At 62.2% G+C, this 20,948-nt stretch carries 20 protein-coding genes and 1 tRNA gene; 2 read left to right on the forward strand and 19 right to left on the reverse strand.

Annotated elements, in window-relative coordinates; translation table 11 throughout:
* Positions 1-9: 9 nt before the first annotated feature.
* Together ATO7_RS03295 and rnr are read right to left on the reverse strand one after the other, a co-directional pair.
* The gene (locus ATO7_RS03295; protein ID WP_083559485.1) at positions 10-699 is read right to left on the reverse strand and encodes an OmpA family protein; all 690 of its coding nucleotides are present in this window, start codon (positions 697-699) and stop codon (positions 10-12) included.
* The gene (gene rnr / locus ATO7_RS03300; protein ID WP_083559487.1) at positions 696-2,870 is read right to left on the reverse strand and encodes a ribonuclease R; all 2,175 of its coding nucleotides are present in this window, start codon (positions 2,868-2,870) and stop codon (positions 696-698) included. The genes ATO7_RS03295 and rnr overlap by 4 nt, the downstream gene beginning before the upstream one ends.
* A 44-nt stretch (positions 2,871-2,914) precedes the next feature.
* Between rnr and ATO7_RS03305 the strand changes: the two genes are divergently transcribed.
* A tRNA-Leu gene (locus ATO7_RS03305) sits at positions 2,915-3,001 on the forward strand.
* A 56-nt stretch (positions 3,002-3,057) separates the two neighbouring features.
* Here the strand turns inward: ATO7_RS03305 and ATO7_RS03310 are convergent.
* The 12 genes from ATO7_RS03310 to ATO7_RS03365 all read right to left on the reverse strand — a co-directional run bounded on the left by ATO7_RS03310 (position 3,058) and on the right by ATO7_RS03365 (position 15,462).
* Positions 3,058-4,356 carry an adenylosuccinate synthase gene (locus tag ATO7_RS03310; protein WP_083559489.1) on the reverse strand — a complete coding sequence of 433 codons (1,299 nt, stop codon included), beginning with the start codon at positions 4,354-4,356 and terminating at the stop codon, positions 3,058-3,060.
* A 2-nt stretch (positions 4,357-4,358) separates the two neighbouring features.
* Positions 4,359-5,345, reverse strand: coding sequence for an ATP phosphoribosyltransferase regulatory subunit (locus ATO7_RS03315; RefSeq protein WP_083559491.1), 987 nt, complete (start codon positions 5,343-5,345; stop codon positions 4,359-4,361).
* Complete coding sequence (locus tag ATO7_RS03320) at positions 5,345-5,533, reverse strand: DUF2065 domain-containing protein (protein WP_083559493.1); 189 nt, start codon at positions 5,531-5,533, stop codon at positions 5,345-5,347. Before ATO7_RS03320 ends, ATO7_RS03315 begins: the two co-directional genes overlap by 1 nt.
* 39 nt (positions 5,534-5,572) lie before the next feature.
* Complete coding sequence (gene hflC, locus ATO7_RS03325; RefSeq protein WP_407938448.1) at positions 5,573-6,436, reverse strand: protease modulator HflC; 864 nt, start codon at positions 6,434-6,436, stop codon at positions 5,573-5,575.
* Positions 6,436-7,575 (reverse strand): FtsH protease activity modulator HflK, encoded by a 1,140-nt coding sequence (gene hflK / locus ATO7_RS03330; RefSeq protein ID WP_083559495.1) that lies wholly within the window; start codon positions 7,573-7,575, stop codon positions 6,436-6,438. The genes hflC and hflK overlap by 1 nt, the downstream gene beginning before the upstream one ends.
* A gap of 52 nt (positions 7,576-7,627) precedes the next feature.
* The gene (hflX, locus tag ATO7_RS03335) at positions 7,628-8,932 is read right to left on the reverse strand and encodes a ribosome rescue GTPase HflX (RefSeq protein ID WP_083559496.1); all 1,305 of its coding nucleotides are present in this window, start codon (positions 8,930-8,932) and stop codon (positions 7,628-7,630) included.
* Positions 8,933-9,190 carry an RNA chaperone Hfq gene (gene hfq, locus ATO7_RS03340; RefSeq protein ID WP_083559498.1) on the reverse strand — a complete coding sequence of 86 codons (258 nt, stop codon included), beginning with the start codon at positions 9,188-9,190 and terminating at the stop codon, positions 8,933-8,935. It abuts the gene before it with no gap.
* A 69-nt stretch (positions 9,191-9,259) separates the two neighbouring features.
* The gene (gene miaA, locus ATO7_RS03345; protein WP_083559500.1) at positions 9,260-10,201 is read right to left on the reverse strand and encodes a tRNA (adenosine(37)-N6)-dimethylallyltransferase MiaA; all 942 of its coding nucleotides are present in this window, start codon (positions 10,199-10,201) and stop codon (positions 9,260-9,262) included.
* Entirely contained in the window at positions 10,198-12,036 is a 1,839-nt protein-coding gene (mutL, locus tag ATO7_RS03350) for a DNA mismatch repair endonuclease MutL (RefSeq protein WP_083559503.1), read from the reverse strand. The genes miaA and mutL overlap by 4 nt, the downstream gene beginning before the upstream one ends.
* A 134-nt stretch (positions 12,037-12,170) precedes the next feature.
* On the reverse strand, positions 12,171-13,301 hold the full coding sequence (locus ATO7_RS03355; protein ID WP_083559505.1) for an N-acetylmuramoyl-L-alanine amidase: 1,131 nt from the start codon (positions 13,299-13,301) through the stop codon (positions 12,171-12,173).
* Between the two features lie 197 nt (positions 13,302-13,498).
* Positions 13,499-13,978, reverse strand: coding sequence for a tRNA (adenosine(37)-N6)-threonylcarbamoyltransferase complex ATPase subunit type 1 TsaE (gene tsaE, locus ATO7_RS03360; RefSeq protein ID WP_169712857.1), 480 nt, complete (start codon positions 13,976-13,978; stop codon positions 13,499-13,501).
* Positions 13,975-15,462, reverse strand: a complete 1,488-nt coding sequence (locus tag ATO7_RS03365) for an NAD(P)H-hydrate dehydratase (RefSeq protein ID WP_240499414.1) — start codon at positions 15,460-15,462, stop codon at positions 13,975-13,977. Before ATO7_RS03365 ends, tsaE begins: the two co-directional genes overlap by 4 nt.
* Positions 15,463-15,511: 49 nt before the next feature.
* On the opposite strand from ATO7_RS03365, the gene queG reads away from it, so the two are divergent.
* Positions 15,512-16,591: a tRNA epoxyqueuosine(34) reductase QueG gene (gene queG / locus ATO7_RS03370; protein ID WP_083559509.1), complete on the forward strand. Its 1,080-nt coding sequence runs from the start codon at positions 15,512-15,514 to the stop codon at positions 16,589-16,591.
* An 11-nt stretch (positions 16,592-16,602) separates the two neighbouring features.
* On the opposite strand, the gene pgi is transcribed toward queG, so the two are convergent.
* The 5 genes from pgi to folK all read right to left on the reverse strand — a co-directional run bounded on the left by pgi (position 16,603) and on the right by folK (position 20,948).
* Positions 16,603-18,180 (reverse strand): glucose-6-phosphate isomerase, encoded by a 1,578-nt coding sequence (gene pgi, locus ATO7_RS03375; protein ID WP_083559511.1) that lies wholly within the window; start codon positions 18,178-18,180, stop codon positions 16,603-16,605.
* A 30-nt stretch (positions 18,181-18,210) separates the two neighbouring features.
* Positions 18,211-18,591 carry an aspartate 1-decarboxylase gene (panD, locus tag ATO7_RS03380; protein WP_083559514.1) on the reverse strand — a complete coding sequence of 127 codons (381 nt, stop codon included), beginning with the start codon at positions 18,589-18,591 and terminating at the stop codon, positions 18,211-18,213.
* Between the two features lie 101 nt (positions 18,592-18,692).
* Entirely contained in the window at positions 18,693-19,583 is an 891-nt protein-coding gene (panC, locus tag ATO7_RS03385) for a pantoate--beta-alanine ligase (RefSeq protein WP_146680124.1), read from the reverse strand.
* Positions 19,558-20,385 (reverse strand): 3-methyl-2-oxobutanoate hydroxymethyltransferase, encoded by an 828-nt coding sequence (gene panB / locus ATO7_RS03390; protein ID WP_083559516.1) that lies wholly within the window; start codon positions 20,383-20,385, stop codon positions 19,558-19,560. The genes panC and panB overlap by 26 nt, the downstream gene beginning before the upstream one ends.
* A gap of 50 nt (positions 20,386-20,435) precedes the next feature.
* Positions 20,436-20,948 (reverse strand): 2-amino-4-hydroxy-6-hydroxymethyldihydropteridine diphosphokinase, encoded by a 513-nt coding sequence (gene folK / locus ATO7_RS03395; RefSeq protein ID WP_083560993.1) that lies wholly within the window; start codon positions 20,946-20,948, stop codon positions 20,436-20,438.

Genomic DNA, 20,948 nt, shown 5'->3' on the forward strand with positions numbered 1-20,948 from the left:
CCCACGTACTCAGCTACCCAGGTACGGCGGCGGCGCATAGGCCTGCTGCTCCTGACCTTCAACCACGGCCTTGATCACGATGTCGACCCGACGGTTCTGTGCTCGGCCGGCGCTGGTTTCGTTGCTCGCGATCGGCTCACGTTCACCACGCCCTTCGGTACGCACACGGTCATACAGCACCCCGTTCTGGGTGATATAGCTTTGCACCGAATTCGCACGGCGCTCCGACAGCCCCTGGTTGTGGCTGTCGCTGCCAGTGGAATCGGTATGGCCGACAACGTGGATCACGGTTTTGTCGTAGTCCTTGAGCACTTCGGCAATCTTGCCAAAGGTGGCCTGGGCGGTTGCGGTCAGATCTGAACGATCAACCCCGAAACTGGCATCCGACGCCACGCCGATCTTCAACGCATCGCCCGACAGGCGGGTGATACGCAACTCCTGGCGCGCAGCCTCTGCAGCCAGTTCGCGCTCCAGCTCAGCCTGTTGCTTGTCCATGTAGTTGCCAACGGCACCGCCGGCAATCGCACCAACCACGGCGCCGATGTAACGGCCTTTGTCACCGTCGACCTGATGACCGGCAACGGCGCCGATCAGGGCCCCGACCGCAGCCCCGGTCTTCGCCCGTCGATTGGGGTCATCGGTTGCGCACGCCACCAGGCTCAAACTCAACGCACCGACACCGAGAATTTTCCAGTTCATAGTTCCCTCCACTGATTTGCTTGTTGGTCACGGCCTTTGGCACCGATCCCACGGCTGTAGCCTATGAGCGGACGATGGGCCAAGGGTTCAAAGTCTATCTTACGTTCCTGGCTGTCGACGCGCGCCAGACGCACTTTCATGCGATCACCAAGGCGGAACATCTGCCCGCTGCGCTCACCGCGCAGGCGATGGAATTCCGGCTCGTGCTGGAAATAGTCACGCCCCAGACTGGAAATATGCACCAGTCCGGAAATGCGCACCGTATCGATTTCCACAAACAACCCGAAATTGGTCACTCCGACCACCTCGCCTTCAAAGGTTTCGCCAACACGTCCTTCGAGGTACTCGCATTTGAGCGCCTCGACCACGTTCCAGCCCGCCTGTTCGGCATTGCGCTCACGCTCCGAACAATGCACGCCAAGCACCTGCAAGGCCTCACCATCATCAGGCTCGACCGCGCCGGCACCCTCCTTCAACGCCCATTTGATCGTTCGGTGTACATTGAGGTCGGGATATCGCCGTATCGGCGACGTGAAATGCGCGTAATCATCCAGCGCAAGCCCGAAATGACCGTCGGTATCGGGTGAATACACCGCCTGACTCAGGGTACGCAGCAGCGCACCTTGCACCAGCACGGCCTCCGGTTTGCCGGCCACGCTGTCCAGCACTGCCTGATAGTGCTTGGGGCGGGGCTTGTTGCGCCCACCCAGCTTGAGCCCCCATTCCGCCAGGAACTTGCGGAAATCGTCCAGCGCATCGGCCGGCGGCGGCGGATGCACCCGGTTGAGGGCCTGCAACTTACGGTTGCGCAGGAACCGCGCCGCGGCCACGTTGGCCATGATCATGCATTCTTCGATCAGGCGATGGGCGCGGTTGCGTGTCACCGGACGAATCGCACGCAGATGCCCGTCATCACCAATGTCGAAGAACACCTCGCGGCCTTCGAAATCCAGCGCCCCGCGGACCTGCCGCGCCGCGTGCAAAGCCTCGAACAACGAAGACAGCGTCCGCAGTGTATTGATGTGCGGATGACGGCTGTCAGGCGCATCCAACTCGGCGGCAACATCATCGTAGATCAGGCGCGCGCGTGAGCGAATCAGCCCCGGATAGAAGCGACTGGAACGCAGCTGGCCCTCAGCACTGATAACCAGTTCGGCAATCAATGCGTAGCGATCTTCGTCCGGACGCAGGGAACACAGATCGTCCGACAGCACCGGCGGCAGCATCGGAATCACCCGCCCGGGGAAATACACCGAGGTGGCTCGGGCCTGCGCTTCACGATCCAGCGCCGTGCCTGGCCGCACGTAGCGTGACACGTCGGCAATCGCCACCCACAGCCGCCAGCCCTTGGGTGTGCGCCGTGCAAACACCGCGTCGTCGAAGTCCTTGGCGTCGGCGCCATCAATGGTTACGAACGGAATCTCGCGCATGTCGCGGCCATGCTTGTCGAGGCTCGGCCGTGGCAGATTTTCGACCTCACGCAGCACCGCCGCCGGAAACTCGCGCGGCAAACCGAAGTCGGTGATCGCAACATCGATTCGCGTGGCGACATCAAGTTCATCACCCAGCACACGTTCCACCGTGGCCAGCGGCTGGGCGTCACGTTCGGGCTGCCGCGTGATGCGCACCTGAACGATGTCGCCATTGTTGGCGCCATTGCGCTGATCTGGCGGAATCAGCACCTGCTGGCTGATCTGCGGATTCTCGGGCACCAGATAGCTGATCCCCGCATCGATCTTCAAACGCCCGGCCAGAGCCTCGGTGTTGCGCTCCAGCACCTCTACGATGCTGGCCTTCTCGCGACCGCGCCGATCATGCCCGCCCGGGCGGGCCAGCACGCGGTCGCCCGGAAACACCCGGGCCATCTGGCGCGGCGGCAGAAACCAATCCGGTCCTGGCCGCTCAGTTTTGAGAAACCCGTAGCCATCGCGATGGCCCAGCACCACACCACGCAGCAAATCCATCTGCTCGACCACGCCGTAGTCGCCATGACGATTGACCAGCACACGGCCTTCGTTCGCCAACGCCTCCAGCACACCAGTCAACTGACGCTTGTCAGACTTTTCAGTGATCTCCAGAGCGGCGCAAAGCGCGCGAAAACTCATGGGCTGGCCGGCTTGGCGTAACTGCTGAAACACGCGTTCGTAGGTCATTTTCACTGTTGTGCTCATTTGGGCTTGACAGATTCTTCTACATCCTTAGTATTCGCGGCCTTGCCGAGGTGGCGGAATTGGTAGACGCGCTAGATTCAGGTTCTAGTATGGGAAACCATGTGGAGGTTCAAGTCCTCTTCTCGGCACCATACAGGAGCCCGTGGTCACTGACCACGGGCTTTTTTTATGCCTGATTGCGGGGGCCTCAGGCGGCCCCGAACAAGTCCTTCAGCACGATCGTGTCACTGCGATCTGGCCCGGTGGAGATGATCTCGACCGGCGTCTGCAGCAACTCTTCCAGACGGCTCAAATAGGCCCGCGCATTGGCTGGCAGCGCGTCGTATTCACGCACCCCGACGGTCGACTCATCCCAGCCCGGCAGCTCTTCGTAAATCGGCTCTACGGCTTCCAGCGCCTCGGCACCAATCGGCAAGCGATCCGTCGGCTCACCGTTGACCGTGTAACCGGTGCACACGCGAATGCTCGGCAGACCATCCAGCACATCGAGCTTGGTGATGCATAGCCCGCTGATGCTGTTATTGAACACCGAACGGCGCAGGGTCACCGCATCGAACCAGCCGCATCGACGGGCACGGCCTGTCGTGGCCCCCACTTCGCCGCCCTTGGTAGCCAGATGCATGCCCATTTCGTCATGCAGCTCGGTTGGGAACGGGCCGGAGCCAACACGCGTGGTGTAGGCCTTGACGATGCCGAGCACGTGATCAAGACGCAGCGGCCCCACACCCGTGCCCGTGGCCGCGCCACCGGCGGTGGTGTTGCTGGAGGTCACATAGGGGTAGGTGCCATGGTCAACATCGAGCAGCGCGCCCTGGGCGCCCTCAAACAGCACATTGCCATCGCTGTCCTGGATATCACGCAGCAACTCGGTCACATCCGCCGTCATCGGCGCCAGCCACTCGGCATAGGCCAGGCACTGATCAAGAATTTCCTGGAAATCAACAATCTCGGTGCGGAAATAGTTCTGCAATACGAAGTTGTGGAAATCCAGCACCTCGCCGAGCTTGGCCGCGAGGCGCTCACGGTGGAACAGGTCGTCAACGCGCAACGCGCGACGCGCCACCTTGTCTTCATAGGCCGGGCCGATACCGCGCCCGGTGGTGCCGATCTTGGCCTCGCCACGGGCCAGCTCGCGCGCCCGGTCAAGCTTGACGTGATACGGCAAGATCAACGGACAGGCCGGCGAAATGCGCAAGCGCTCGCGCACCGGAATACCGTGGCTTTCCAGCCCCTGCATTTCTTCGAGCAGCGCTTCTGGTGACAACACCACACCGTTGCCGATCAAGCACTGCACGTTGTCACGCAAAATACCCGACGGAATCAGGTGCAGCACGGTTTTTTTGCCGTCGATCACCAGAGTATGGCCGGCGTTGTGCCCCCCCTGAAAACGCACCACGGCAGCACATTTATCGGTGAGCAAATCAACGATTTTGCCCTTGCCCTCATCGCCCCACTGGCTGCCAATAACGACCACACTCTTGGCCATGTTCAAGACTCCTTGAGTCCGTGCCCCAGGGACACCAGACGATTAAGATCGGCACTGAAGCCGGTCGCAGGGCGGTCGGCACCAAAGTTTGCGCCGACGCCGTTGTAACGCCCACCACGGGCCAATTCGCGCCCCTGCCCGGGGCGGTATGCCGCAAACATCACGCCGGTGTGATAGCGGTATCCATGCAGTTCAGCGAAATCCAGATGCACAGGCTGTTTCCAACCCTGTGATTTGAGCGCGGCGCACAGCGTGTCCAGCGTATCCACGGCCTGCATGACTTCAGGCTGCTGCGCGAAGCGCGCGCGCGCGCGTTCCAGCACCTCAGGCCCTCCATGCAAAGTGCACAGCGCAACCAGGTCGTCACTCTGCGCTGAGCTCAAACCCTGCGCGGCACACCAGGCCTGCAAATCTCCCACAGCCTTAAGCTGCAGCAGATCAAACAGCGTCTGTTCATCTTGCGCCTGCAAGCCCAGCTGCCCGGCCAGCGCCCGGAACACGCCGACATGGCCCAGATCCAGATGCACATCCTGCAGCTCGCACAACTGCAACATGGTCAGCATTACACCGATCACTTCGGCGTCAGCCTGCACGCTGTCATCACCAAACAATTCAGCCCCCAACTGCCGGTAACAGCGGGCGCCACCAGGCACATCAGGGCGCGTGCGCATCACGGTGCCGAGATAGCACACCCGCGCGATACCACTGGCCGCCAGGTGGCGCGCATCGATCCGCGCGGCCTGCGGGGTGATGTCAGCGCGCACGGCCAGCTGGCGGCCACTGAGCTGATCGGTGAGCCTAAAAGTCTGCAGATCCAGATCGGAACCAACCCCCGAGAGCAGTGCATCGGCATGCTCGACCAAGGGCGGCAGAATGAGCTCATAACCGCGCTGGCGAAACTCATCCAGCAAACGGCGGCGGATGTCTTCGAGCACCCAGCCGCCAGGCGGCAGGATTTCGTCGACCCCTTCAGGAAGTAACCATTGCATCAGTTTTTCAACAGTTGGAGTGCCACAACGCCCAGCCCGATACTGACCAGCCCGACCGCACGCAGACTGCGCTCATTCAAATGAGCCAGACGCAACATGGTCAGGCGCCAGCGACCGGGCGCGATAAACGGCCCGAGTCCCTCGATGACCAGCACCAGGGCCAAAGCCCGTCCTAATTCATCCCACATCGGGCTTATTCCTCGCGGGGCCCTGCGGCCCCGCTCGCTTTACTTGGCCTGCTTGAAGTAGCGGAACAGTTCCGAGTCAGGCTCCAGGACAAGCATATCGCCCTGCCCCGACAACGCATTGCGGTAGACCTCAAGGCTGCGATAGAAGCGGTAGAACTCTTCGTTCTTACCGAACGCACCGGCGTAGATCTCTGCCGACTCGGCATCCCCCGCACCGCGGGTTTCTTCGGCTTCACGGTAGGCGTTAGCCAGAATGACCTCACGCTCACGGTCAGCCTCGGCACGAATGCCCTCAGCCGCTTCAGCCCCGCGGGCGCGCAAATCTGCGGCGACACGCTGACGCTCCGCACGCATACGTGCGTAGACCGATTCACTCACTGTATCCGGCAGATCAATGCGCTTGACCCGCACATCGACCAGCTCGATACCAAGCTCGTCCACACTGTCCGAGGCCGTACGCACCAGCGCTTCAACGATCTCGCGACGCTCACCGGACACCGCTTCCTGCACCGTGCGCTTACCGAACTCGTTACGCAAGCCACGGTTCATGGTGTCTTCAAGGCGGTCCATGGCCACAGCTTCGATGCCACCGGTCGCACGGTAATAACGGCCTACGTCCTTGATCCGCCACTTCACGTAGAAGTCGACCACCACGTTTTTCTTCTCCGAGGTCAGAAAACGCTCGGAGGGACGGTCCAGCGGCAGAATGCGCCGATCAAAGTAACGTACGCTCTGAATCACCGGCACTTTGAAGTGCAAGCCCGGCTCATGATCCGAGCCCTTCATCTGGCCCAGCTGAAAGACGATAGCGTGCTGCCGCTCATCCACGATGAACACGGAGTCGGCCAGAATGCCGACGGCGACAATGGCGCCGATCAGCCACATCAATGCTTTATTGCTCATTAGCGACTCGCCCTCTCACGTGAACTGGATCGGGAGTTGCGGCTCGAACTTGAGCTGCTGCTGGAACTGGAGGAACCCGAGCTGCTCAGCCCACCACGCTCCATTGACGGCACGCTGGTTGCAGCGCGCCCGCCGCCCATCTTGTCAACCGGCAGGTACAACAAGGGGCTGGACTGCTCCACATCCAGCAACACCTTGTCGGTGTTGCTCATCACCTCATCCATGGTTTCCAGGTAAAGACGCTGACGCGTGACTTCCGGGGCACGCTCGTACTCAGCCAGCAGCTGACTGAAGCGGCTGGCCTCACCACTGGCCTCCTGCACCACGCGGGTCTGGTATGCGTTGGCTTCGGTGATACGGCGCACCGCCTCACCACGAGCCTGCGGCACCACCGAGTTGGCGTAGGCTTCGGCCTCGTTGATCAGGCGCTGTTCGTCCTCACGCGCTTTGATTGCATCGGCAAAAGCGCCCTGCACCGGCTCCGGCGGCTGGGCATCCTTGATGTTGACCTCATTAACCACCAAACCTGTGCGGTAGCTATCGAGGGTTTCCTGCAACAACAACTCGGTCTGTTGCGCGACTTCTTCACGCCCAGCGGTCAGAATGAAATCCATGGTGCTCTTACCCACCACCTCACGCACCGCACTTTTCAGCGCGTGACGCAGAGTCATGTCCGGGTCGCGCACACGGAAGACAAAATCTTCCGCCGAACTCACCCGGTACTGCACCGCCATGTCGACCACGACGATGTTCTCGTCCTTGGTCAGCATCATCTGGGTGTCGCTGACGTTGCGGATACCATCCACATTGACCTTCTCAACCGTCTGCACCGGCCACGGCACACGCCAGTGAGGCCCTTCGCCCACGGTTGAGAGGTACTGCCCAAACTGCAGCACCACGCCGCGTTCGGCGGGCTGCACAATATAGAAGCCGGAGAGCAGCCAGAGGATGCCGGCAATGATCGCAATCATGGTGATCATGCCTTTGGGCAAACCGCCAGAACTGCCACCGCTGCCGCGCTTTCCACCGCCGCCAAAACGACCGCGGAATTTCTTCAGCAGCTCGTCAAGATCGGGCGGACCACCATTGTTGTCCCAGGGGTCTTTATTGCCACCGGGTCCTGGTTCATTCCAGGCCATATCGCCTACCTAGTGATTTGTCGCGTGTGTCAGCCGCATATTATCGGCTGGGCTAAGAAATATCTCCATCCGCCACGGCTTCAGCCACGGTTTGATCAAGCCCGGCGAGTTCGATCAGACGTGTTAACTGCGCTTCTTCCATACGAATGTGCAACTGGGCGCTGCCATCATCATCAAACGCCTCGTCAATGACAGCTTCGAGACGAAAAAGCTCCGCCCGAAGACGACCTTGGTCTGCGGGCAGACGCACCCGCCAATGGCGCACCTGGGCGTATAACCGCTCACCGATCGCCTGGCGCAGCAAATCAAGGCCTGCACCAGTGGCCGCAGAGACCCATACCCTGACCGGCCGCCCATGTTCGTCACGATCAAGGCGCGGCTGGGTATCCTCCAGACTATCGATCTTGTTGTAAACATCCAGGCGCGGCACTTCATCGGCATCGATATCCTCGAGCACCGACTCTACCGCCTCACACTGCACATCCCGCTCTTCATCGGCGGCATCCTGGACATGCAACAGCAATGTGGCCGACGCGGTTTCTTCCAGCGTAGCCCGGAAAGCGGTCACCAGCGTGTGAGGCAGGTCGCGCACAAAACCCACTGTATCCGCCAGGATGACTGCCTCATGCGGCGGCAATGGCAGCTGCCGCAGCGTGGTATCCAGGGTTGCAAACAGCTGGTCGGCCACATAGGTGGCGTTGCCGGTCAGGGTTTCAAACAGGGTGGACTTACCCGCATTGGTGTAGCCCACCAGTGAAACCAGCGGAATATCGCGACGGCTGCGACGCTGACGATTGAGCGCACGGCTGCGCCGCACCTGCTCGATACGCCGGCGCACCTGGCGCATACGATCGTGAATCATGCGCCGGTCCATCTCGAGCTGGGATTCACCGGGGCCGCGCAGGCCAATCCCGCCTTTTTGCCGTTCCAGGTGAGACCAGCCGCGGACCAGCCGCGTGACCAGATGATTGAGCTGAGCCAGTTCGACCTGGAGTTTGCCCTCATGGGTGCGTGCACGCCGCGCGAAGATATCCAGAATCATCCCGGCACGATCAAGCACGCGCGCCTTGACCACCGCTTCCAGATTACGCTCCTGGGCGGGGCTCAAACCATGATTGAAAATCACGATGTCTGCATCGCAGACCGTGACTTGCTCTGCGATCTCTTCAGCCTTACCGCCACCCACGAAATAGCGGGGATCCGGCAGACGCCGGCTGCCTCCGACGAAACCGACAATCTCGGCACCGGTTGAGGCGGCCAGACGACGGAATTCCTCGCGCGCAGGCTCACCGCCTGCGCCGGGCATTTCCAGGGCTACGAGGAGGGCGCGGTTACCACCCTCGGGACGGTCAAACAATTAGGCAGCTGCTTCCGCGGCGTCGTCCTCAGCCGGCGCATCGGAATCAATGCGCACCGGACGCGTCGGTACGATGGTCGAAATGGCGTGCTTGTAAACCATCTGGCTCACAGCATTCTTGAGCAGGACGACGAATTGATCGAAAGACTCGATCTGACCTTGCAGCTTGATGCCGTTGACGAGATAAATCGCCACCGGAATGCGTTCCTTGCGGAGCTGGTTAAGGAAGGGTTCTTGTAGGGTTTGCCCTTTGGACATTTGAAACTCCTGTCTGTCTCTTGATGGACAGTGCGGATGGCACGTGATGACACGCGGCGGCGAAGAATATCACGTCGCCCGCTGGGCGAGAAATGCTTCAACCGCACGCCGAGCAGCCGCGGCACGCAGGTCCGGTAAATGTGGAAGTACCACCAAGCGCCGCTCTCGCCGCAACCAGGTGATCTGGCGTTTGGCGTACTGACGTGTGGCGATGATGCCTCGATTGACCGCATCTTCCAGCGCAAGTTCACCGTCCAGGTGTTGCCAAAGCTGGCGATAACCCACGCTGCGCATCGAAGGCAACGACAAATCAAGGTCATTGCGGGCACGCAAAAGCCGTACCTCTTCAAGAAATCCCTGCGCCATCATCTGCTTGAAGCGCACCGCAATCTCCTCGCGCAGGCTATCGCGCGTCGCCGGAACCAGCGCCAACTTCAGGGCCCGTCCGGCCCACACCGGCTGCCGCGGCGCCTGCCACAGCGCGCTGCGGTTGGCGCCACTGCCACGTGCCAGCTCCAGGGCGCGCTGAATGCGCTGCGCGTCATTGGGGTGAATCAGCGCGGCCGCCTGCGGGTCGCGCTCGACCAGTTCGCGGTGCAAGGCCGGCCAGCCGTGTTTGGCGGCTTCGCTTTCAATATCTTCGCGCAGCTGATGATCCGCAGCCGGCATGTCATGCAGGCCCTCAAGCAGCGCGCGCATGTATAAAAAGGTGCCCCCAACCACCACCGGCAGCGCGCCACGCCCCGCGATCTCATCGATCAGGCGCGCCGCATCCGCAGCGAACTCTGCCGCCGAGTAACGCTCGGCCGGATCACGGATATCCAGCAGGTGATGCGGGCACATGGCCTGCTGCTGCATATCCGGCTTGGCCGTGCCGATGTCCATGCCTCGGTAGATCTGGGCCGAATCCATGGTGATGATTTCCACCGGCCAGTGCGCTGCCAGATCCAGCGCCAGCGAAGATTTTCCGCTGGCCGTCGGCCCCAGAATGAAAACTGCGCGCGCGCTCATCGGCCGCGCAAAAACAGCCGGTCCAGCGCGTCCATGCTGAGCTCGACCCAGGTCGGGCGACCGTGATTGCACTGCCCCGATCGCGGAGTGCTTTCAATCTTGCGCAGCAACGCGTTCATTTCCGCCCGATCCAGCTTGCGTCCGGCTTTGACCGAACCGGATTTGCAAGCCATGTTGCCGAGCACGCGGTCGATCGCGAACTCCACGCGATGCAGATCGACCGCATCGGCGTGGCCCAGATCGCTGACCAGATCACGCACCAGTGCGACCGCATCGAAGTCAGCCAGCAAAGACGGTACGGCGCGAATCTCCAGCTGGGTATCGGATGCGCGACGCAGCTCCAGCCCCATGGTTTCAAGCATCGGCATGGCGTCCTCGGCCCGATCAGCCGCAGCAACCGAGACCTCCAGCGTTTGCGGCACCAGCAAGGGCTGACTGGGCTGGCGCTGACCATGCAGTCGCTTTTTCAGATCCTCCAGCACGATGCGCTCATGAGCCGCATGCATATCGACCAGCACCGCGCCTTTTTCGGTCTGACTGAGGATGTACACCCCGTGAATCTGGGCCAGCGCAAAACCCAGCGGCGGCGTTGCATCCACCCCGTCGCGCTCACCCATGGCCAGCTGCTGGGGTTGCACCGCAGCAGGTACAGCCGCGTCGGCATACAGTGCGCGGGCGCTGTCGCCCTGCAGGCGCACGCCGGACTCGGCCACACGCCATGCAGCAGGCGCATCCGGCGCTGCAGCGGCATACCCCGCGCGATCCGGCGGCGTTGCGGCTGCCGATGCCGGCGATGTATCAGGCGTTGCCGCAGGCGCGGCAGGCGTATACCCGGCCAGCGGCGCCGCAATGGCTTCCTGCACGCTGCGACGCAGGGTATCGAAAACCCGGCGCGAATCCCGAAAGCGTACCTCCTGCTTGGTCGGATGCACGTTCACATCAAGGCTGCCGGGATCCATGCTCAGAAACAGCAGATAGGCCGGATGACGGCTGTAATGCAGCACATCGGCGTAGGCAGCCTTGAGCGCGCTGATCAGCAGGCGGTCACGAATATAGCGACCATTGATAAAGGTGTGCTGCAGGTCGCCCTGAGCGCGGGAGAATGCCGGCCGAGCAATCCAGCCATGCAGCGAGATGCCCTGCGCTTGGTAGTCGATATGCACCGCGTGTTCGATGAAGTCCTCACCAACAAGCTGTGCAATACGTGCTTCTTCGCTGCGCTGGTCATGTGCCGCCGGAGCGTGCCACTGCTCGCGCCCATTGTGGGTCAAACGCATGCCGCGCTGCGGCACACTCAGGGCCAGGCGCCGGGCCAGCGTATCCAGATGCCCGAATTCGGTGCGTTCGGTGCGCAGAAAACGACGCCGCGCCGGAACCTGATGAAACAGGTTGTCGACGGTCACCCGGGTGCCCACCGGCATGGGCTGCGGGCGCGCCTCGGGCATCGGCTCGCCCGGCTTGAGCGAGAGCAGCCAGCCGTGATCTTCACCCGCAACCCGCGATGCCAGTTCGACATCAGCCACCGCCGCGATACTGGGCAAGGCCTCACCACGAAAACCCAGACTGGCGAGCGCTTCCAGATCATCCAGCTGGCGGATTTTTGAGGTCGCGTGGCGGGTCAGCGCCAGCGGCATTTCCGCCACCGGGATACCGCAGCCATCATCCACCACCTCAACCCGCTGCATGCCACCAGCCAGCAAATCAATGTGGATGCGCTGCGCTCCCGAATCGATGGCATTTTCCAGCAATTCCTTGAGCACCGAGGCCGGACGCTCGACGACCTCACCGGCCGCAATCTGGTTGATCAGGTGCGATGGCAGCTGTTGTATGGGCAAAGCAGTATCCGGTTAGCGCAGCGGCGCGCCCAGCCGCGAGCGTCAGGCCGCAGATCAGGCCACTGACGATGCGAAGACGCGCAAAACCCTCATTCTAGCGCGCCCGCAAAGCTAACCGGGCGCGCCGCCCTGCCTCACGGCTGGGCCTGAGCCACCACCCGTTGCGGACGATACGTCTCGAAGTAACTCATGATGCCGTCCCGCATGCTGCGAGCCAGCTTTTCCTGCTGGTTGGGATTGCGCAGGCGCGTTTCTTCATTGGGGTTTGAGATAAACGCCGTTTCGATCAGGATTGATGGCACATCCGGCGCCTTAAGCACGGCAAAACCGGCGCGCTGAACCGTGCGTTTGTGCAGCTTTCCCAAACCTCCGAGCTGACCCAGCATACGGTGCCCCAAATCCAGACTGGCTTCGATGGCCGCGCTTTGCGAGATATCCAGCAACACCGACGCCAGCATGTCGTCCTTGTCCTGGATTTCGATACCACCAACCAAGTCGGCCGCGTTCTCACGGCTGGCCAATACGCGCGCATGCTCGGAACTCGCGCCGCCCTGAGACAGGATGTACACCGAAGAACCATGCACCCGCCGGTCGCGGAATGCATCGGCGTGAATGGACACAAACAGATCCGCACGCTGCCGCTGAGCGATCTCGCGACGCTTGCCCAGCGCGACAAAGTAGTCGCCTTCGCGCGTCAATATGGCCTGCATGCCCGGCTCGGCGTCAATCAGGCGCTTCAGACGCTGGGCAATCTGCAGCGCCACCGTTTTTTCACGCACCCCGCTGGGGCCGATCGCCCCGGGATCCTCACCACCGTGCCCCGGATCTATCGCTACGACTATGTTCTTTTGCGTCAGCGACACAACCTTGCGTGGATTGCGCAGGGCATGCGGTAGCTCAACCACCAGGCGATAGCCAAAATCCCCTGAGGGCGCGAGCAGGTAGCTGCGCGGCTGCGAGGTTTCATTGAGGTCGAGCACCATGCGCAGCGCATCGCCACGCTCACCGAAACGAATCGCCTTGACCACGCCGGCCTGCTCCGGCTTGAGCGACGGCAGATTGCGAATCCCGCGAATATCCACCACCGCGCGGTTCGGGTTGTCCAGCGCAAAGCTGCTGTGTTTGACCGCATCGGAGATATCGAGCACCACACGTGTCTGCTCTGGCTCATCCCAGACGCGCACCTCGGTGATCGAAACCGCCGCTGCGGCCCCGCTGATCAACCATAAGGCGACAGCGAGACTGCTTTTGAGTCCGAATTGCATGTCGTTTCCCCCGCCTATCCACCCTGCCGGGCACTGCGGAACTCCATCTCCAGCCGCCCGCAAAACACGCTGCGGGTGACATCCCGAAATTAAGTTAACGCGGGAACACCAAAGAATGCAAGAATTTTTCTTTTGTTATTAGCAGTCTATAAATGATTATTTATGTAGCACCTGAATGACTGCGCGCAATCGGGTGATCAGAATGATGAATTCGCCCGCCACTTTTCCAGCACATCCACTGCCGACGCGCTGTAAGCCGTCACCGTGGCTGACCGGCCACCCTCAGGCTCGATGCTCAGTGCAATGTGCAGATCCGCTGGCGGCAAAGCCCCCTCGCCGCGCTGCGGCCATTCGGTAATCAGCGTCAACGGCTCAGCCAGCAGATCTCGGATACCGAGATACTCCAGCTCCTGCGCATCACCCAGGCGGTAAAGGTCCATGTGCACCACCCGATGGTTGGGCAATGCGTAGTCCTCCAGCAGGGTGTAGGTCGGACTGCGCACCGCGCCCTGCTCGCCCAAGGCCCGCAGCAGGGCCCGAACCGTGTGCGTCTTGCCTGCCCCCAGACTGCCCTGCAGCGCAATGTAGAAAAAATTCGACGGCAGCACCGCCGCCAACCCTTCGGCCCAGCGATCGGTGGTCGCCGGATCGGCCAGAAACCAGCTGTGCGCGATCACGGGTTCAACACCTCGGGCAAGGTGGCGAGCACGTCGCTCGGCAGCATCCCGCGCATACCGATTCGCCGGGCCACCCGATCGCCGGCGCGGGCATGCGCCACCACCGCCGCTCCAACGGTTTGCAGCAGCGGCTGATCCGGCGCCTGCGCAAGCAAGCCGGCCAGGGCTCCGGTAAGCACGTCGCCCATGCCGCCACAGGCCATACCCGGATTGCCCTGCTCGCACACCAGCATCTCGCCTTGCGGCCCCGCAATCAGGGTGCCGGCTCCCTTGAGCACCGTCACCGCGCCGCTGGCCTCGGCCAGCTGACGGGCTGCGCTAAAGCGGTCTGCCTGCACCTGCGCACTGCTTATCCCGAGCAAGCGGGCAGCCTCCCCCGGATGCGGGGTGATCACACAACGTGACGGCCAGCGCTGCGTCAGATCCATCAGATTCAGCGCGTCCGCATCCAGCACCACAACGCCATCGAACGCGCACGCCCGCTCCAGCCACGTGCGCCCCCAGACCTGGGTATCCAGCCCTGGCCCGATCGCCACCACCGTGGCACGCTCGGCCAGCACATCGAAGGCCTGCAGGTCTTTATCTTCAGCTGCACGCACCATCAACTCGGGCTGATAGCCGGCCACCTCGACACGACACTGCGGGTGAGTCAGCACGCTGACCAGACCAGCCCCACTGCGCAGCGCGGCCCCGGCGCACAGACGGATGGCTCCGCTGTAACCCGGCGCCCCGCCCACGGCCAGAACATGACCGTGATGGCCTTTGTGGCTGTTGCGCTGACGCGGCGGCATCCATGCCAGCGGGGCGTGCGCCGGCATCAGACAGGCTGACGGCTTCTCCTGCGCCGTCACATGGGGCGGCACATCCAGCGCCGAAAAATAAATCTGGCCGGCGTAATCCTTGGCATCGCCGGTGTACAAGCCCTGCTTGCGCCCGATGAAGCTCTCGGTCACATCCGCGCGCACCGCCAGCCCCATCACCGCACCACTGTCGGCGTGGATACCCGACGGCACATCTAGAGCCAGAACCGGCTTGTCACTGGCATTGATGCACGAAATGGCCTCGGCGAACGCTGCACCCACCGTGCGTGACAGCCCAGTGCCCAGCAGACCGTCAACAATCACATCGCAATCAGCCAGCCCTTCATCCAGAGGCCCGGTCTGCAAGCCGATATCGGCATCCGAAAAGCTCAGCCAGGCGCTCTGGGCCTCCGCCCTGAAGCGCGCCGGGTCGGCCAGCAACCAGACCCGCACGGCACAGCCCGCGCCTGCGGCCAGCCGGGCCAGCTCCAGCGCATCACCACCATTGTTGCCCGGCCCCACCAGCACACCCAGCGTGCGCACCTGGGGCCAGTGCTGTCGCAGCCGCAGCCAGGCACTGGCGGCGGCACGTTGCATCAGTTCATAGCCGTCAATGGCACAATCGCGGATGGCGCTGGCATCCAGGTTTCGAACCTGTTGCGCGCTGTACAGTGGCAAGCCCATATCCATCCGCCCATTATCGTCCAGACGCGTGCGTCATAGAACCGCCCGAATGAGTACCTCCTCCACACCCGACCCCGCGCATATCCTTCACGCGCTCAGCCAATGGGCAGGCGAACTGGGATTTTCCGGCCTGGCGGTGAGTCGGGCTGATCTTGAGAAGGACGAGCAGCTGATGCAGCGCTGGCTTGATGAGGGCTTGCACGGCGAGATGGACTATCTGGCACGCAACGCCGAAATGCGCCGAAATCCAGCCGCACTGGTACCCGAAACGCTGAGCGTGATCAGCGTGCGCATGCCCTACTGGCCACAAGCCGCCCCGGCACGCGAAATCCTGCGCAGCCCGCACAAGGCCTACATCAGTCGCTACGCCCTTGGCCGCGACTACCATAAGACCGTCCGCGGGCGCCTGCGCCAGCTGGCCCGACGCCTGCAGCAACAGATCGGACCGTTCGGCTTTCGCGCCTTCGCCGACAGCGCCCCGGTTCTGGAAAAAGCCCTGGCCCGCGATGCCAGCCTGGGCTGGATCGGCAAAAACACGCTGCTGATCGATAAGGACCAGGGCTCGTACTTCTTTCTTGGCGAGCTGTTCACCGACCTGGCCCTGCCCGCCAGTCAGGCCGCAGCTGTGGACAACGGTTGCGGCGCCTGCCAAGCCTGCATCCGCGCCTGCCCGACCGGCGCCATCCTGCCACAAGGCCAGCTGGATGCACGCCGCTGCATCTCCTACCTGACCATCGAGCTCAAAGGCGCCATCCCCGAAAACATGCGCGAGGCCATCGGCAATCGCATCTTCGGTTGTGACGACTGTCAGCTGGTGTGCCCCTGGAACCGCCACGCGCAAACCGCGGTAGATCCTGATTTCGCGGTCCGCCACGGCCTTGACGATGTGGATCTGATCGCACTGTTCGGGTGGACGGAGGAGACCTTTTTGCGCAACACCGAAGGCATGCCACTGCGACGCGCCGGCTACATCAGCTGGCTGCGCAACCTGGCCGTGGCGCTGGGCAATGGCCCGCCGACACGCGAAGCGATTGACGCGCTAAACACGCGGCGTGAGCATCCATCGGACATCGTGCGCGAGCACGTGAGCTGGGCACTTGAACGCCTGACCCAACCAGGAGCGCACTGAGGCGCCGTCGCTCAGGACTTGAGCGCTTGCGCCTGCCTGGCCAGCAATGGGTCGGGCCAGCTCTGGCTCGTGTCACTGAGCGCGGCATCTATCGCGCGAGCCAGCACCTTACCCAACTCAACCCCGAACTGATCAAAACTGTTCAGCCCCCACAGCCAGCCCTGCACGAAGCAGCGATGCTCGTACGCGGCCAGCAGAGCACCCAGTGCGTATGCATCCAGCGTCTCCAGCCAGATCAGACTGGAGGGCCGATTGCCTTCGAACTGACGCCAGGCCGCATGTGCGCCCTCGTAGCCACCGGCCACGCCCTCGCGCCCATGGCTCAGCGCCGCAGCCTGGGCCAGTGCATTGCCAAGCAGCTGGCCCTGCATGTGCGCCTCGCCTCCCGGCACCTCGCGCGGCAGTATGAAATCCACCGGATGGGCTTCGCTGCCCTGGTGCAACATCTGAAAAAACGCGTGCTGCACCGATGTACCCACCCCGCCCCATTGCACCGGACTGGTCGGGTGCGGCAAAGGTTTGCCATCGCGACCTACGGATTTCCCGTTGCTCTCCATCTCCAGCTGCTGCAGCCAGTTCGGCAGATCGGCCAGACGTTCGCTGTAAACCGCCGTGACCTGGCTGCTGGCGCGGAGAAAATTGCGATTCCAGATGCCAATCAGCCCCCAGATCACCGGCAGATTGGCATCCAGCGGCGTGCTGAAGAAGTGCTCATCCATGCTTGCCGCCCCCGCCAGTAGCTGCTCAAAGCGAGCCCAGCCTAGCGCCAGCGCAGCGGACAGCCCCACGCTGGACCACAGCGAGAAGCGGCCACCAACCCAGTCCCACATGGCATAGGTTTGCGCCGCGGCAATACCGAATTCGGCCGCCTTGTCCGGCGCGGCGGTCACCGCCAGACACTGCCGCGCCACATCACCACCACCGGCGGTCAACCAGCTGCGCACATGGCGTGCAACCAGTTGGGTTTCCAGCGTGGTAAAGGATTTTGAGGCGATCACACACAGACAACGACGCGGATCCAGGTCGCGCAGCCGAACATTCAGATCGGCCGCATCCGGATTGCCCAGAAAATGGGCGCGCAGGCCGTCCTGGGCTGGCTGCAAGCCGCTCAGGGCATTGACCACCAAACGCGGCCCCAGATCCGAACCACCGATCCCGATGTTGATGACATCCGTGTAGACCTGGCCTTGCACATTGCTCAGACGCCCGGTCTGAACATCCTCGACCAGCCGACGCATGCGTTGCTGCTCGGCCTGCACCTGCTCGCGCACCGCATCACCGCAACACGCACTGCGCAAGGCCGCGTGCAGGACAGCACGCCCTTCGCTGGCATTGAGTTCATCGCCGCGGCACATGGCCGCCATGGCCTGCGGCAGTTCGCAGACCTCGGCCAGAGCCACAAGATCGGAGACAACCGCTGCATCCAGGCGCTGGCGTGAAAAATCCAGCTGCAGCGGCCCGGCACTCAGGGTCAACTGGGCGCGCGCCTCGGCGTCGCCATCAATGACCTGGCCTAAATGAAGCTTTTCCCAGCGCGCAGCGTGCTCACGCAGAACCTGCGTCGTCGGCGTGTTGCCGACATGCAACATGATCGATCGATCAACCGCGCCGTACGCGGATCAGGCAGCTTGAACCGGAATCGTGTTGCGCGTGTGCGTGACGTGGTTGGTTTCGTCGAGATAAACCAGCTTGGGCTTATGCACCTCGGCCTCGGCATTACTCATGCCCACGTAGGCGCAGATGATCACACGATCACCCACGCGTGCCTTATGCGCCGCAGCACCGTTGACCGAGATGATGCGCGAACCGGCTTCAGCACGAATCGCATAGGTTTCGAAACGCTCGCCGTTGCCCAGGTTGTAGATCTGGATTTGCTCGTATTCGCGAATGCCGGCCGCATCGAGCAGATCACCATCAATCGCGCAGGAACCTTCGTAATCCAGTTCTGCGTGAGTCACACAGGCGCGATGGAGTTTGGCTTTCAACAAGGTGACTTGCATGACGAACCTCTAAAATTCTTTAAATTCAGTGACTTATGTCACATCATATGCGCCAGGGGCGCGAAACGAACCGGCGAGTTTAACGGCCCTTGCCAAGCCTATCAAGCCAAATTCAGGTCAACAGTAACATTGTCGATCAGACGGGTGCCGCCCAGCTTTGCCGCTGCCAGCACCACAAATTGCTGCGTCGCGTCATCCGGTGCTTCCAAATCAGCCTGACGCACCTGGAAAAATTGCGTTTTCAACCCAGCCTGGTCGATGCGATGACACCCGCGCGCCTCCAACGCTGCGATATCGCGGTGCCCCGCGCGCAGCGCATCTGCGGCCTCGCACAAACTGGCGTAAATCACTTCGGCCTGCGCGCGCTCATCCGCACTCAAGTAGATATTGCGCGAACTCATCGCCAGACCGCCGGGTTCTCGCAGGGTCGGCATACCGACAATCTCGACCGGCACGTGCAAGTCACGGACCATGCGCCGGATAATCGTGAGCTGTTGGTAATCTTTGAGCCCAAACACCGCACAATCCGGTTGAACCAGGTTGAACAGCAGGCTGACCACCGTGGTCACGCCTTCAAAGTGCCCGGCCCGGTATTCGCCGCAAAGCAAGCTCGACAACCCAGGCACAGCCACCTGGGTGAGATTGGCCCGACCGTATGGGTAAACCTCCGCTTCTTCTGGCGCAAACACCAGATCGACACCGCAACTCGCCAGCTTGGCGCAATCGGCCTCCAGTGTGCGTGGATACTTGTCCAGATCCTCACCTGCTGAAAACTGCAGCGGATTGACGAAGATACTCACCACCACACGGTCGCCATGCGCGCGGGCCGCCTCAACCAGCGACAAATGCCCGGCGTGCAGGCTGCCCATGGTCGGCACATAGCTGATGCGTTGGCCAGCCTGACGCCAGCCTTGAATGCAGCGACGCAGCTCATCAATGCGATGAACCACGCGCACGGCGCTGGAATCAGCCGCCGAAGGTGTGCTCGACATCGGGATAAGCCCCTGATTTCACAGCTTTAACGTATTCACGAATGGCGCCTTCGACATCACCGGCCTCGGCCAGAAAATCACGCACGAAACGCGGACGACGACCACGACTGACGCCCAAAATATCGTGAAGCACCAAAATCTGCCCATCCACATGCGCACCGGCGCCGATACCGATGACCGGCACGCCGGCGGCCTCGGTGATGGTTTTGGCCAGTGTGTTGGGCACGCATTCCAGCAGCAGCATGTCGGCCCCCGCCTCTTCCAGCACGCGGGCATCCTCAATCATCTCAGCCGCCACGGCCTCATCACGGCCCTGCACCTTGAAGCCGCCGAGCTTGTGGATCAGCTGCGGACGCAGGCCCAGATGCCCACATACCGGCACGCCGCGATCGGTCAGGAAACGCACGATCTCAGCCTGCACCGCACCGCCTTCCAGCTTGACCATCTTGGCAAAGCCTTCCTGCATCAAGCGGCGCGCGTTGAAAATCGCTTCATCCGTGGTGGAGAAGCTCAGGAAGGGCATGTCAGCGACGAGAAAACCACGCTGCAAACCATGCGCCGTGGCACGCGTGTGATAGACGATGTCGTCGATGGTGACGGCAACCGTGCTCGGCTGTCCGTGGATCACCATGCCCAGCGAATCACCAACCAGCACCAATTCAACGCCGGCGGTGTCCTCCAGCTTGGCGAAACTGGCGTCGTACGCGGTCAGGCAGGCGATTTTTTCGCCCTCTTCGCGCATTTTGGCGAAGTCCTGCAAGGTCAGCGGTCGGATGCTGTCGTCAGATGTGGAGGGATACATAGGAGTCTCCGTGAGGGGCGCCTATCATACTGATGTTGAGCGCCGGATTGTCATGCCTGCGATGCCCACAACGGTGGTGCTGGCACCCGCAACGCACGGCGACACGTGGCCACACGTCCCTGCCCCGGAATCATTACGGCGGCACCGATATCGTGCCAAGGCTGAAGCACGAACATGCGCCGCTGCAACTGCGGATGCGGCACGCTCAGCCCCGGCTGTTCAATAATCTGCGCGTCCAGGCACAGTAAATCCAGGTCGAGCACGCGCGCCTGCCAGCGCACCCCGACCTGACGTATCCGACCATGCTCACGCTCAATCGCCAGCAAGGCATCGAGCAGGGGCTCGGCAGCAAGCGCGGTCTGCACCGCAGCAACGGCATTGCAATAGTCTGGCTGCGGCGCGTCTTGCGGATCCGCGGTCAGTGCCGGCGTTCGGTAGAAGGCCGATAGCGCGACAAGCCGGGACTTCGGCAACTGATGCAACGCACATGCGGCAGAACGCAACAACGCAGCGGAATCACCGAGGTTGCTGCCCAAGCCAACCCAGGCGATTCGGGCTCGCAT

This window comes from Oceanococcus atlanticus (assembly GCF_002088235.1).
Taxonomy (GTDB): domain Bacteria; phylum Pseudomonadota; class Gammaproteobacteria; order Nevskiales; family Oceanococcaceae; genus Oceanococcus; species Oceanococcus atlanticus.